General features: G+C 58.4%; 13 protein-coding genes. 8 read left to right on the plus strand and 5 right to left on the minus strand.

Annotated elements, in window-relative coordinates; genetic code table 11:
• The first annotated feature begins 47 nt into the window (after nt 1-47).
• Nucleotides 48-482, plus strand: coding sequence for a PACE efflux transporter (locus Q0932_RS15640; protein ID WP_299355151.1), 435 nt, complete (start codon nt 48-50; stop codon nt 480-482).
• Here Q0932_RS15640 and Q0932_RS15645 read toward each other — a convergent pair.
• Genes Q0932_RS15645 through paaG form a run of 4 tightly spaced genes read right to left on the minus strand, consistent with a single transcriptional unit; the run spans nt 479 to nt 3621 of the window.
• On the minus strand, nt 479-1075 hold the full coding sequence (locus Q0932_RS15645) for a TetR/AcrR family transcriptional regulator (protein ID WP_299355154.1): 597 nt from the start codon (nt 1073-1075) through the stop codon (nt 479-481). The genes Q0932_RS15640 and Q0932_RS15645 overlap by 4 nt on opposite strands.
• A 3-nt stretch (nt 1076-1078) precedes the next feature.
• The gene (paaK, locus tag Q0932_RS15650) at nt 1079-2389 is read right to left on the minus strand and encodes a phenylacetate--CoA ligase PaaK (RefSeq protein ID WP_299355157.1); all 1311 of its coding nucleotides are present in this window, start codon (nt 2387-2389) and stop codon (nt 1079-1081) included.
• Between the two features lie 18 nt (nt 2390-2407).
• Nucleotides 2408-2833 (minus strand): hydroxyphenylacetyl-CoA thioesterase PaaI, encoded by a 426-nt coding sequence (gene paaI, locus Q0932_RS15655; protein WP_299355159.1) that lies wholly within the window; start codon nt 2831-2833, stop codon nt 2408-2410.
• Nucleotides 2834-2835: 2 nt separating this feature from the next.
• Entirely contained in the window at nt 2836-3621 is a 786-nt protein-coding gene (paaG, locus tag Q0932_RS15660) for a 2-(1,2-epoxy-1,2-dihydrophenyl)acetyl-CoA isomerase PaaG (protein WP_299355162.1), read from the minus strand.
• Between the two features lie 103 nt (nt 3622-3724).
• Here paaG and Q0932_RS15665 point away from each other — a divergent pair, with 103 nt between their 5' ends.
• From Q0932_RS15665 to Q0932_RS15695, 7 genes are all read left to right on the plus strand, one after another.
• Nucleotides 3725-5758: an FAD-dependent oxidoreductase gene (locus tag Q0932_RS15665; RefSeq protein WP_299355165.1), complete on the plus strand. Its 2034-nt coding sequence runs from the start codon at nt 3725-3727 to the stop codon at nt 5756-5758.
• Between the two features lie 90 nt (nt 5759-5848).
• Complete coding sequence (locus Q0932_RS15670; RefSeq protein ID WP_299355168.1) at nt 5849-6871, plus strand: TRAP transporter substrate-binding protein; 1023 nt, start codon at nt 5849-5851, stop codon at nt 6869-6871.
• A gap of 72 nt (nt 6872-6943) precedes the next feature.
• Entirely contained in the window at nt 6944-7450 is a 507-nt protein-coding gene (locus tag Q0932_RS15675) for a TRAP transporter small permease subunit (protein WP_299355170.1), read from the plus strand.
• Nucleotides 7447-8799 (plus strand): TRAP transporter large permease, encoded by a 1353-nt coding sequence (locus tag Q0932_RS15680; RefSeq protein ID WP_299355173.1) that lies wholly within the window; start codon nt 7447-7449, stop codon nt 8797-8799. The genes Q0932_RS15675 and Q0932_RS15680 overlap by 4 nt, the downstream gene beginning before the upstream one ends.
• A complete protein-coding gene (locus tag Q0932_RS15685) occupies nt 8799-9986 on the plus strand; it encodes a cytochrome P450 (protein WP_299355176.1) in 1188 nt (395 codons plus the stop codon). The genes Q0932_RS15680 and Q0932_RS15685 overlap by 1 nt, the downstream gene beginning before the upstream one ends.
• Before the next feature lie 125 nt (nt 9987-10111).
• A complete protein-coding gene (gene paaZ, locus Q0932_RS15690; protein WP_299355179.1) occupies nt 10112-12142 on the plus strand; it encodes a phenylacetic acid degradation bifunctional protein PaaZ in 2031 nt (676 codons plus the stop codon).
• A gap of 82 nt (nt 12143-12224) precedes the next feature.
• Nucleotides 12225-13034, plus strand: coding sequence for a PaaX family transcriptional regulator C-terminal domain-containing protein (locus Q0932_RS15695; protein WP_299355182.1), 810 nt, complete (start codon nt 12225-12227; stop codon nt 13032-13034).
• 8 nt (nt 13035-13042) lie between these two features.
• Here Q0932_RS15695 and hpaR read toward each other — a convergent pair whose 3' ends face one another.
• Nucleotides 13043-13483: a homoprotocatechuate degradation operon regulator HpaR gene (gene hpaR / locus Q0932_RS15700; RefSeq protein ID WP_299355185.1), complete on the minus strand. Its 441-nt coding sequence runs from the start codon at nt 13481-13483 to the stop codon at nt 13043-13045.
• Nucleotides 13484-13534 lie beyond the last annotated feature (51 nt).

Here is a 13534-nt window from a genome sequence, read left to right on the forward strand (position 1 = left end):
GTGCCCTATACCTGCCCCAACAGTATACCTTTCTAGTAAGCTAATCAATGCGAACCGTTAAAGACCGCCTACGTCACACAATCATGTTTGAAGGCATCGCCCTTGGGGTGGTGGCCACCGGAGGTGCGTGGCTAACGGGGCATTCCATGGCAGAGATTGGGTCACTGGGTGTGATGTTCAGTCTGCTCGCAATGGCGTGGAACTTTGTCTTCAATTGGCTGTTTGACCATTGGGATCTGAAGTATCGCGACATGGCCCCAAGAGGGCCGGGCATTCGGGTCGTACATGCCGTGCTGTTCGAAGCCTTTCTGGTGACCGTCGGAATTTTCCTGACCGCATGGTGGCTCACTATCGGCTATTGGGAAGCATTTCTGCTGGACCTTGGGTTTTCAGCGTTTTTTCTTGTCTATGCCTATGTGTTCAACTGGACATATGACGTGGTCTTTCCGGCACCCAGATCTGTGCCCGAGGCGCAGATCTAAAGCGCTTTGACGCCGCCCAGAACCAGTTTCGTCACAAGATCCGCATAGTCTTCTCGGGCTTCCGTGCCGGACCCGCTGTTCCACATGTAATACCAATTCAGCATGCCAAATACCGACATTGTCGTAGATCGCAACGTATTGGCATTATTTGAGAAATCGCCCGGAGACAGGGATTCCACGATGTTGCTGACAAAGGTTACCATATCGCGTTGATACCCGCGTAGCAGCTTTTGCTGATCCTCAGGCAAAGCCGTCATCGATCCAATCTGCACCTGATGTTCATAGTCGGCGCCCTGATAGGCCTTGAGCGTGGCAGACACCACGCTGCGCAGACTTTCTTCAGGCGAGAGGCCGTAAATATCGATGCCGCAGATCACATCCCGCAAAACGCGCAAATAGGTCTCGAGAATATCAAACAACAAGGCATCCTTGCTGTCGTAATAGTGGTAGATATTCGCTTTAGAGATCCCGCACTCACGCGCCAAAAGCGACATGGAGGCGCGGTCAAATCCTTCGGTGGCGAAAACCTTGGCGGCATTCTGCAGAATTTGCTCGCGCTTCTGGTCGTGGTCTTTTGCAATCGTGCGGGCCAAAACTTACTCCTTGCTGCGGTTGTCGATAACACGAACCGCCTTGCCTTGGGAACGGGCCACCTCACCTGGATCGCCGATGATGATTTCGGTCGAGACCCCGATCATATCCTTGATCCGTTTCAACAGCATGCGCGAGGCGGCTGCTTTGCTGGCGCCATCGGCGGCACTGGGCAGGGCTTCAACGTAAACCCGCATCGCATCCATGCGCCCAGCGGTATAAAGCTCGATCTGAAAATGTGGAGAGATGCCACCGGTGGCGAGCACCTGTTCCTCAACCTGCGTTGGGAAGACGTTGACACCGCGCAGGATGATCATGTCATCCGAACGTCCGGTAATTTTCTCCATCCGGCGCATTGAGCGCGCGGTGCCCGGCAACAGCCGCGTCAGGTCACGGGTGCGGTAGCGGATCATCGGCAGACCTTCTTTGGTCAGCGTGGTAAAGACCAACTCGCCCATTTCCCCATCTTCGACCGGCTCACCGGTCACGGGATCGATGATCTCGGGGTAGAAGTGGTCTTCCCAGATGACCGGCCCATCCTTGGTCTCGACGCATTCGTTGGCGACACCCGGCCCCATGATCTCCGACAGGCCGTAGATATCAACCGCGTGCATATCAAAGGCGGCTTCAACCTCTTTGCGCATGGCGTCAGTCCAGGGTTCGGCGCCGAAGATGCCGACAGACAAGCTGCATTCGCGAGGGTCCATGCCCATCTTGTGATATTGCTCGAGGATGTTGAGCATGTAGGACGGGGTGACCATGATGCCATCGGGTTTGAAATCGGTGATAAGGCCCACCTGTTTCTCAGTCTGGCCGCCGCTCATCGGGACCACGGTCGCTCCAAGGCGCTCGATGCCATAGTGGGCGCCAAGACCACCGGTAAAGAGACCATACCCATAGGCGTTGTGCACCATGTCGCCCTTGCGCAGACCCGCTGCACGCAGGGAACGCGCGACAAGATCAGCCCAGTTGTCGATATCAGTCTTGGTGTAGCCAACCACAGTCGCCTTGCCGGTCGTGCCGGATGAGGCATGCAGACGAATGATTTCCGAGCGCGGTACCGCAAAGAGACCAAACGGATAATTGTCCCGCAGGTCGTTCTTGTAAGTAAAAGGGAACTTGGACAGATCCTTGAGCGACTTCAGATCGTCGGGATGTACGCCAGCCTCGTCAAAGCGCTGCTTGTACATCGGGACATTTTCATAGGCGTGACGCACCGACCATTGCATCCGCTCAAGCTGTAACGCACGGATTTCATCGACCGAGGCAATTTCGATCGGATCGAGGTCGGATTTGTTTGGGCTAAGGTCTTTCATGGCGTTCTCCTCGGCGGATTATTCTTCAAATAGCTGGCCCTTGATCGCGCGGGAAAACCCCCGAAACTCTGCGATCTTGGTGCCGTCCTGATTGGTGACCTGAACGTCGCAGATACCACTGCGTCCGGTCAGGTTTGTTTCAATGGCGGTGGCTGTCAGCACGTCTCCGACACGACCCGGCGCGAGGTAGCTGATCATATTGTGCTGGGCGACGGTAGACTGGTTGCGGCTGTTGCAAGCAAAGGCAAAGGCGCTGTCGGCGAGCGCAAAGGTGATGCCGCCGTGGCAGATTGCGTGACCGTTGGCGTGATCTTCTTGCACGGTCATTTGCAGGACCGCCTTGCCTTCATCCATCTCGACAATGGACATGCCCAGCATCTTGCTGGCGCGGTCGCCGGCCCACATTGCGGCGGCTGATTTCTCTGCGCGTTCCTTGGGCGTCATGCTTACTTTCCTTTAAAGACCGGTGCGCGTTTTTCGAGGAAGGCTGAGACACCTTCCGCATAGTCCGCGCTTTCGCCACAGGTTTTCATTGCGTCGGCCTCAAGTTCAAGGTGATCTTTCAAAGTGTCCACTGCGGCGGCCTGAATACACTGCTTGGTCAGGCCAAGCCCGAGGGTCGGGCCGTTGGCGAGCATTTCTGCCTGAGCGCGGGCCGTTTTCATCAGAACCTCGTCAGCGACGGCCTTCCAAATCAACCCCCAATCTTCGGCTTGCTTGGCGGACAATGGTTGAGCCGTAAAGGCCAGCCCCTTGGCGCGCGCTTCGCCCAGCAGGCGCGGCAGATGCCAGCTGCCACCGGTGTCGGGGATTAGGCCGACCTTGGAAAACGACTGAATGAACTTGGCACTTTCGGCGGCAAATACCATGTCGCAGGCAAGCGCGAGGTTGGCCCCTGCACCCGCAGCCACACCATTGACGGCGCAGATCACAGGCAAGTTCAAAGAACGGATCAGGTTGACCAGAGGCGCATAAAAGGTGCGCACCGTTTTGCCGAGATCCGGCGGGCCATCCATTTTCGACGGGTCACGATCACCAAGATCTTGCCCGGCGCAGAACCCGCGACCAGCACCCGTCAAAAGGATCGCACGGGCGCCATTATCGCGCGCACTTTCGATTTCGGCGCGCAGGGCATAGTGCATTTCGTCATTGAAGGAATTCAGTCTGTCTGGGCGGTTCAGCGTGATTTCCACCCAGTTTCCATTGTCTTGCGCAAGAATCGTATCGCTCATGCCGTGCTCTCAGTTCGAAAATTTCAATCATGTTCTTGCATAAACCGAACGGTTGGTCAATAAAACTCCGCAACTTGATTCTTAAAACGCGGAATTTTTGGGCATGGCGAACGAACCGGTAGTGACAGTGAGTATTGAAGGCGACGTGGCACATGTCGTCATCGACAATCCGCCGGTCAACGCGACTTCGACGGCGGTCCGGCAAGGGCTGGCCGAAGCTGTTGCCGCGGTCAAAGGCGCACGTGTTGCGGTTTTGCGCTGCAATGGGCGCAGCTTTGTTGCGGGCGGGGATATGTCCGAGTTCGACGCACCGCCTGTTGAACCTCACCTTCCTGATGTCGTGCAGATGATCGAGGACAGCGCCGTACCGTTTGTCGCCGTGATGCACGGCAATGTTCTGGGCGGCGGTTTTGAGATCGCGATGGGATGCGCATGGCGGATCGCGACCAAGGGAACAGGCTTTGGCCTGCCCGAGGTGAACGTGGGATTGATCCCTGGCGCGGGCGGCACACAGCGCCTGCCCCGCCTGATCGGTATGGATGCGGCCATTGATATCACCTGCTCTGGAAAAATCGTGAAAGCCGATGAGATGCTAGCCTTGGGCGGGATCGACATCGTGGCCGAAGATCTGGACGCGGCCGTGACAGATTTCCTCGCCGACCTGCCTGCAAGACCGGTTGCGGTGCGCCAGCGTGACGTGGCTGGGTTTGCCGATGATCTTCTCGAAACAAAGCGGGTGGCTTTGACGAAACGTGCCAAGGGGCAGCAATCGCCGTTGGAGAATTTGACTGCGCTGCAATGGGCAACTGAGCCGTTTGAGGTCGGTCAACCCAAAGAACGCGCGCGCCATCTGGAACTGCGCCAAAGCGCCGAGAGCCGTGCCTTGCGCCATGCGTTCTTTGCTGAACGACAGGTGGCCAAGCCCCAAGCGATCAAAGGCGCGACACCGCGAGATATTGAAAAGGTAGCCGTGGTTGGCGGTGGGCTGATGGGCGCAGGCATTGCGGTGTCGGCGCTGAACGCAGGTCTGAACGTGACCCTGATCGAACGCGATGACGAGGCTGCGAAGGGCGCGGATGAGCGGGTTCGCGGCCTGCTGGAAGGTGCCGTGAAGCGCGGAAAAATGTCCGCGGAAACGCTTGAGGCGCGGATGCGCGCGTTCCGGGCGGTATCGGATTACGCCGAAGCTGCAGAGGTTGATCTGGCCGTGGAAGCAGTGTTCGAGGACATGGGCGTCAAGCAGCAGGTCTTTGCCAGCCTCGCCGCTGTCATGGACAAAAATGCCATCCTTGCAACCAATACGTCCTATCTGGACCCGATGCAGATCTTTGATGGTATTGCCAATCCAGACCGCTGTCTTGGCCTGCATTTTTTCAGCCCCGCCCATATCATGAAACTTTTGGAGATCGTGAAAACGCCCCACACCAGCGCTGAAGTTCTGGCGACGGGGTTTGCTTTGGGCAAGCGGATGCGCAAGGTCTCGGTTCTGTCCGGGATCTGCGACGGGTTCATCGGCAATCGGATGCTGACCGCCTATCGCCGTGCCGCTGATTATCTGCTCGCGGATGGCGCGATGCCCTATCAGGTCGATGCGGCTATGCGGAAGGTTGGGATGCCGATGGGGCCCTACGAGGTTCAAGACCTCACCGGACTTCAGATTGCCTGGGCCAACCGCAAGCGGCAGGCCGAAACGCGCGACCCGAATGAGCGGTATGTCACGATCGCCGACGAGATGTGCGAACGGGGGCGGTTGGGCCAGCGCACAGGCAAGGGGTGGTATTCCTACGAAGACAGCAATCGCACGCCGCACCGCGACCCGGATGTCGAAGCCTTGGTTGCAGAATACTCCGCGAAACAGGGCATCACGCGCCGCACTTTTTCGGATGAGGGCATCTCGGGGCGCCTATTGGCTGTGCTGGCCAATGAAGGGGCAAGAATCGTCGAAGAAGGGATCGCTGAACGCGACTCGGACGTCGATATCGTCAAACTGCATGGTTATGGATTCCCGCGCTGGCGCGGTGGCCCCATGCGCTATGCAGAAGAGACCACTCTGAAAAAGACAAAAGAATTCATGAGCTTGGTGGCCGTGGAGAGCCCCAACTCCTGGATAATCGCGGAGAAGCTGAACGCGGTTTGAAAAATGAACCGAGTGTGTTGATAGTTACAAAATTAACATTTAACACATTCACAATTGCTTTGTTTACTACGCCTGTATTGGGAGGACCAAATGGCTAAATTCTCGAAACTCACATCGCTTCTGGCTGGGGCCGCAATGGCCGTAACCGGTGCGGCGGCTAACGCTGCTGATTATACGCTGACCATCTCAAGCTGGGCACCGCCCACGCATGGTATCAACGCGATGATGTGGCCCAAGTTCGTCGAAATGGTTGAAGAAGCCACCGACGGCAAGGTGACCGCAGAGCTGAAGCTGGGCATGGCCCCGCCCCCGGCACAGATGGACCTTGTCATGGACGGCGCAGCCGACCTGACCATCATTTTCCACGGCTATCAGGCAGGTCGCTTTACCGCGACCAAGATGATCGAGCTGCCCGGCTACGAGGGTTCGGCAGAAGCCGCATCGGTTGCGTACTGGCGCGCCTATGACAAGTATTTGTCGAAGGCCAACGAGCACCGTGGTGTGAAAGTTGTCGCCCTGCACACCCACGGCCCGGCACAGCTGCACTCGAACGCTGCTGTAACGTCCTTGGATGATGTTGCTGGTCTGAAAGTGCGTATCCCTGGTGGTGTTGGCGGTGACGTTGGCAAGGCGCTGGGTGCAACCGGTATCGCGGTTCCCGCTCCGAAGGTTTACGAAACCCTCGCTTCGAACGCAGCGGACGGCGTTGTGATGCCTTTCGAAGGCCGCAAGGGCTTCAAGCTGACCGAAGTTGCCAAGAACGTTTATGAAGTTCCCGGTGGTCTCTATCGTGGATCGTTCGCCTTCATCATGAACGAAGACATGTTCGCCGATCTCCCTGCCGACATTCAGGCCGCTCTGGAAGAGAAAGTCTTTGGTGAGCCCCTGAGCCGTGAGATCGGCAAGATCTGGGACGAGATCGACACCATTGGTCGTGACGCAACCACATCGACCGAAGGCAATGCGATCAATGCCGCAACTGCGGAAGATCTGGCCAAATTCGAAGCGATCGCTGCTGACGTGCGCGCCAGTGTCATCGCCGAAGTGGCCGAACAAGGTGTCGATGCCCAAGCTGCATACGACATGATCGCCAAGGAAATGGCGGCCTACTAAGCCTGCCCTTGAACCCGGTGTTTCGGCACCGGGTTCATCCCCTCACCCCGTTTTCGAAGAAAGGGCTGCCGCATGGCCTCTCTGCTTCATATCATCCGCCGGCTGAGCGTCGTGCCGGTTCTGGTGGCTTCGGTCGCCTTGTTCATTCTCATGGTCATGACCTTTTGCGACGTGATCCTGCGGTCAATCTTTAACGCGCCGATTGAGGCCGCGACTGAATTGACCCGTATCCTCATGGCCATTCTGGTGTTTGCCGTTCTGCCCGTGGCCTCAGCGCGAGGTGACCATATCGCGGTCGACCTCACAGACGGACTGTTCGCCCGGTTGCATCTGACACGGTTGCGCGACGGCCTCGTGTACCTCCTTTCAGGCGTCATGCTGTTCTGGCCAGTCAAACGGGTCTGGATCCTGGCTGAGCGCGCTCGTGACTATGGCGACGTTACTGAATACCTCGCCATTCCACAGTTTTATGTCGGCTGGTTTATCGCCGTCTTCACCGCCCTGGCCGCCATCGCGATGATCGTGGTGGGCCTATTGCATCTTTTTGCCCCTCGCCTGCTTGTGGAGAGCCGCTCATGACCGCCGCACTGATTGGATTTGCCATTGTTCTCGTGCTGGTGCTGGTGCGCTTGCCGATTGTGTTTGCCATGGGGCTGGTTGGGACGCTGGGCTTTGCCTATGAGCGTGGCGGCTCGATCCTGTCGGAGCGAGGCCTGAAGGCCGCGATGTCGATGGTGGGTCGTCAGATCACCGACACCGCACAAGATTACGGTCTGTCGGTGGTTCCATTGTTCATCCTGATGGGACTGTTTGTGAACAAGGGTGGCATGGCAAAAGAGCTTTACGCCGTGTCGAACGCATTCCTTGGTCACATGCGAGGCGGTATCGCGATGGCGACCGTCGCCGCTTGTGGCGGGTTCTCGGCCATCTGTGGCTCATCGCTGGCAACTGCGGCCACCATGTCAAAGGTCGCGATGCCAGAGATGCGCCGCTATGGCTACTCAGACGAGCTGTCGACCGCGTCGATTGCTGCCGGAGGTACGCTGGGCATTCTCATTCCGCCCTCGGTGATCCTGGTGATTTACGGTCTTCTGACGGAAACCTCGATCGGTAAGCTTTTCATGGCGGGCATTCTGCCCGGCGCCATGGGCATCCTGTTCTACCTGTTCGCCGTGCGTTGGACCGTGTGGCGTAACCCGGCGTCGGGCCCTGCGGGCGAGCGCGCGGGCTGGGGAGAGCGGTTGATGGCGATGAAGTCGGTCTGGGCTGTGTTGTTGCTGTTCTTCCTTGTGATCGGCGGCCTTTACGGCGCGTTTGATTTCTATCCACTGAACCTGACCTTCTCACCGACCGAGGCTGCGGGCATGGGGGCCATGGGCGCCTTTTTGATCGCGCTGTCACGGGGTGGGCTGACCATCAAGTCGACGTTCGAGGTGCTGAAAGAAACCTCGTTCACCGCGGCGGCCCTGTTCTCGGTGTTGATCGGAGCGCAGATCTTTTCGAATTTCATCAACCTTGCTGGACTGCCTGAGGCGTTGATCGCCATGGTCACGGCTTATGATGTGCCAAACTTTGTCGTGATCCTGATGATCCTTGGCATCTACATCATCCTTGGCTGCGTGTTTGAGTCACTTTCGATGCTCTTGCTGACGGTGCCGATCTTCTTCCCGCTTGTCACATCTTTGGGTTATGATCCAATCTGGTTCGGTATTGTGGTTGTTGTTGTGACGGAGATTTCCTTGATTACACCGCCGGTGGGATTGAACGTGTTTATCCTGAAAGGGGTCGTGGGCGATGTGTCCACGGGCACGATTTTCCGCGGGGTGACACCGTTCTGGATTGCCGACATCTTCCGACTGGCACTGATCGTGCTGATCCCGTGGATTGTGCTGGTGCTGCCTGAACAGATGGGCGCGATGGGTCACTGATGTTTGTCCTGACTGACCTTCCGGAGGGGTTTCACGACGACCCCTACCCGCACTACCGGGCGCTTCGAGAAGAGGCGCCCGCTTGCGTGCAACCGGATGGCAGTGTGATCGTCTCGCGGTATGAGGATCTGGATCGGATCTACCGCGATACAACTACGTTCATTTCGGACAAGAAGGCGGTGTTTGGGCCCAAGTACGGCGTCGACTCGCCGCTGTATGAGCATCACACCAATTCGCTGGTGTTCAACGACCCGCCGTTGCACACCCGCGTGCGCAAGGTGATGGTGGGGGCGATGAACCCGCGCGCATTGGCGCAGATGGAACCGGGGCTGGAAAAGCTGATCGCCGGGTTGCTGGACGAGATGGATGGCCCGGCCGAAGTCGAGTTGATCGAGGCCTTTGCGGGCGCCATTCCCATTGAGGTGATTGGCAACCTGCTGGGCATTCCCCACGAGCTTCGCGATCCGCTCAGGGATTGGTCGTTGGCCATCCTCGGCGCGCTGGAGCCTGCGCTGACACCAGAACAGGAAGCGCTGGGGAACCAGTCGGTCACGGATTTCAAGATCTTCCTGCGCGACATCATCGAGGACCGCAATGCCAACCCGCGTGACCCGGAAGTGGATGTGCTGACGCGGCTTATCCACACCGAAGGCGATCATCTGACCGAGGTGGAGCTGTATCAGAACTGTATCTTCATTCTGAATGCAGGGCATGAGACCACAACCAACCTGATCGGCAACTCAATTGCCTTGCTGGATCAACACCGGGACAAACGTGCCGAGTTGATTGCCAATCCCCAGCTGATCACCACGGCGGTAGACGAGTTCCTGCGCATGGAAAGCCCGAACCAATTTGGCAATCGGCTGACCACATCTGAGGTCGAGATGCATGAGACCACGATCCCGGCGGGGACCGATATTCACCTGTGTATGGGCGGCGCCAATCGCGATCCGGCACAATTCCCGAACCCCGACGAGATGGTTCTGGACCGCCGCCCCAACAAGCACATCGCTTTCGCCGGAGGCGCACATACCTGCGTGGGCCTGACACTGGCGCGAATGGAAGGGCGCATCGCGGTGGGGCGTTTTCTGGAACGCTACCCGAACTATGAGATACTGCCCGGCACAAAGCGCGGCGGCCGCTTGCGGTTCCGTGGCTTCGCCAGCCTGCCCGCCCGTCTGAGCTAATCCCAACGACGGGTGCCGCGTATTCCTTATGGCACCCTTATTGACCGACCGTTCGGTCATGTATTAGATTGGTAGCAACAACCGGATTCGAACGTCGCAACGCGCGACAGGACGAGGAGACATCAATGACTGTCCAACAGATTTCCAGCTTTGCCGCAGGTGAGTGGCTGGCCCCCGGCGCGGGTGCGCGCAACATTGCCAGTGCTATCACCGGCGAGGTGATCGCCAGCGCGGGCAACAATGATCTCGACGTCCAAGCAATGCTGGACTACGGGCGCAATGTGGGCGGCCCTGCCCTGCGCAAGATGACTTTCCATGACCGTGCGCGCATGCTGAAAGCCGTGGCACTTTACCTGCGTGAGCACCGTCAGGCGATGTATGACCTGTCGTTTGATACCGGAGCAACCCAGTCAGATCACATGATCGACATTGATGGTGGCATCGGCACCATGCTGGTCTTTGCCTCGAAAGGGCGTCGGGAAATGCCGGACGGGCATGTCTATCTGGACGGTGAGGTTGAACAGCTGTCGCGCAACGGCACCTTTTTGGGGCAACACATCTGTACGCCTTTGCAAGGTGTCGCGGTACATATCAATGCCTATAACTTCCCGGTTTGGGGCATGCTTGAGAAACTGGCGCCGACGATCCTGGCGGGCGTGCCTTGTATCGTAAAGCCCGCCACAAACTCGTGTTACGTGACCGAGCTGTGCGTACGTTTGATGATCGAGTCCGGATTGATGCCGGCGGGCTCTGTGCAATTGGTCTCGGGTGGTTTGGGCGACATGCTGGACCGGCTGGGCATGATGGATGTGGTCAGCTTTACCGGCTCAGCCGACACCGCGCTGAAGCTGCGCTCAAACCCGATCCTCTTGGAGAACTCAGTGCGGTTTGTGGCCGAGCAGGATTCCTTGAATGCCTCCATTCTGGGGCCGGATGCGGAACCCGGCACGCCCGAGTTTGACCTGTTCGTGAAAGAAGTGCAGCGCGAGATGACCACAAAAGCGGGGCAGAAATGTACCGCCATCCGTCGGATATTTGCGCCGGAAAACACTGTGCAAGCGGTGATCGAGGCCCTGTCGGATCGTCTGGCCAAAACCGTGATTGGCGACCCACGTCTGGAGACCACCCGTATGGGGGCGCTGGTCTCAGGCGGTCAGAAACGTGACGTGCTGGAAAAGGCGGCGATCATCGGTCAGGAAGCCGAGCGCGTGTTCGGCGACCCTGAGAATTTCAACGTCGATGGGGCAGACGCCGAGAAAGGCGCCTTTGTGCCACCCATGCTGTTCCATTGCGCCAATCCAGATGCCGCAAAGCGCGTGCACGATACCGAGGCCTTTGGTCCGGTCAGCACGATCATGGGCTACCGTGATGTCGACCACGCGATTGAACTGGTCAACAAGGGCATGGGCTCGCTTGTGGCCTCGGTCATCACCCATGATGCGGAAGTGGCGCGTCAGGTGGCGATTGGTGCGGGCGCCTATCACGGGCGTCTGTACTTTAACAACCGCGACTCTATGAAAGAGTCGACCGGCCACGGCTCACCCCTGCCTCACATGGTGCACGGTGGTCCGGGTCGTGCCGGAGGTGGCGAGGAAATGGGAGGCGTGCGCGGTGTGAAACACTATATGCAACGCACGGCTATTCAGGGCTCACCCGATATCCTGTCGGCAATCGGCGGCACATGGGTGCCCGGCGGCACCGAAATCAAAGGCCCGGCGCATCCATTCACGCGCACCTTCCACGAGGTCTCGATTGGCGAAACCCTGCACACCGAGCCGCGCACCGTCACGATGGACGACATCGAGCATTTCGCCAATTTCACGGGCGACACCTTTTATGCCCACATGGATCAGGAGGCCGCCGAGCGGAACCCGTTCTTCCCGGGTCGCGTGGCGCATGGCTATCTCTTGCTCAGCTTTGCGGCGGGTCTGTTTGTCGAGCCGAACGAAGGGCCGGTTCTGGCCAACACCGGTTTGGACAACTTGCGCTTTATGAAGCCGGTGTCGGCCGGGGACAGCATCAAGGTTCGCCTGACGGTTAAGAAAAAGACTCCGCGCAACGAGGAGTACGGCGAAGTGCGCTGGCACGTGACGCTGACCAATCAGGATGACGAGATGGTCGCAGAGTATGAGCTTTTGACCATGAACGCCTATTAAGGTGCCGGCGTAGGTCGGACAAAACCTGTTCAACCTCCGGGCGCTCTGGCCAAACACCAGAAGCCCGGATATTGAATGGGGCATGCGAGATGACCCCAAGAACTGGTTTGCCGAAAGCGTCGACGTTCTGACCTACAACCGCAATCAGCGGGTTTGGTCGATCATCGTGACCATCTTTGGTGATCTTGCCCAACGCCCCGGCGATCGGATCAGTGGTGCGGTCCTGTCGCGCCTGACCGAACCGATGGGAATTAAGCCCGAAGCCATGCGTGTTGCCCTGCACCGTTTGCGCGGAGACGGCTGGATTCGCAGCGAGCGGGAAGGCCGCACGAGCCACTATTCTTTGACCGACAGCGGTTTGGCACAAAGTCAGGCGGCCAGTCCAAGGATCTACCAGCGCGTGATCGATTATCCGCAAACCTGGCAGTTGAGCATTGCCCCGCCTACCCGACAGGGCGGCAAGGGTGCGCGGGACAAGGCGATGCGGCGCAAGGGTGTCCTGCCGGTGGTCCCGGGTGTCTTTCTGGCGCCAGCCCAAGCGGACACCGTGCCAGACAGCCTGACCATGACCGGAGACGTGAACAATGTGCCGGATTGGCTGCGGGACAAGATCGCACCACAGGCGGTCATGCAGTCCTATGAGGATCTGGACGCGGCATTGGAGCGCTTTGCCGTGATGTGTGAGGACATGCCCAGTCTTGGGCCTCTCGAGGTTGCGACGCTGCGCACGATTGTCGTGCACGTCTGGCGCAAGGCGCTGTTCTCGCACGCGGACCTGCCGCCGAGTTTCTTTCCCGAGGGTTGGAAAGGTGTCGCGTGCCGCACCAAGGTGATGGACGCGCTAGAGCGGCTGGGGCAGCCGCATCTCAAGGTTTTGGAAGGCGCCGTCTAAGAAACGGGTTATTCTTCGAGGGCTGTCAGTTCGTTCAGCAACTCGATCAGCGTTTCGTGCCGCTCATCGCCCAGCTTCTCGCGCAGATCTGTCAGAATGCGGCGGCTGGTGTCCATGTTCGCGGCGATCACGTTGCGCCCGGCTTGCGTCGCGCGGATGATCTGACGGCGGCGATCCGAGTCATCACGCTCGCGGGTGACAAATCCCTTGTCTTCGAGTTTTTGCAAGATCCGGGTCAGGCTGGGCAGCAGCAAAACCGCACGCTCGGCAATGGAAGTGGGATCCATCGGACCTTCTTCGTCAAGCACGCGCAATACGCGCCATTGCTGCTCGGTCACACCCGCATCTGCCAGCATGCCGCGAATGGGTCCCATGACCCGTTCACGTGACCGCAACAACGCGATAGGAAGGGATCGGGTGGTGGACGGGTTTTTTGTCTTTGTCGCCATAATTCATTCATGCACGCTACGCCCGAAAAGGGCAATATCATTGGGTTGTCA

Source organism: uncultured Shimia sp., from assembly GCF_947498095.1.
In the GTDB taxonomy this organism is placed as follows: domain Bacteria; phylum Pseudomonadota; class Alphaproteobacteria; order Rhodobacterales; family Rhodobacteraceae; genus Shimia.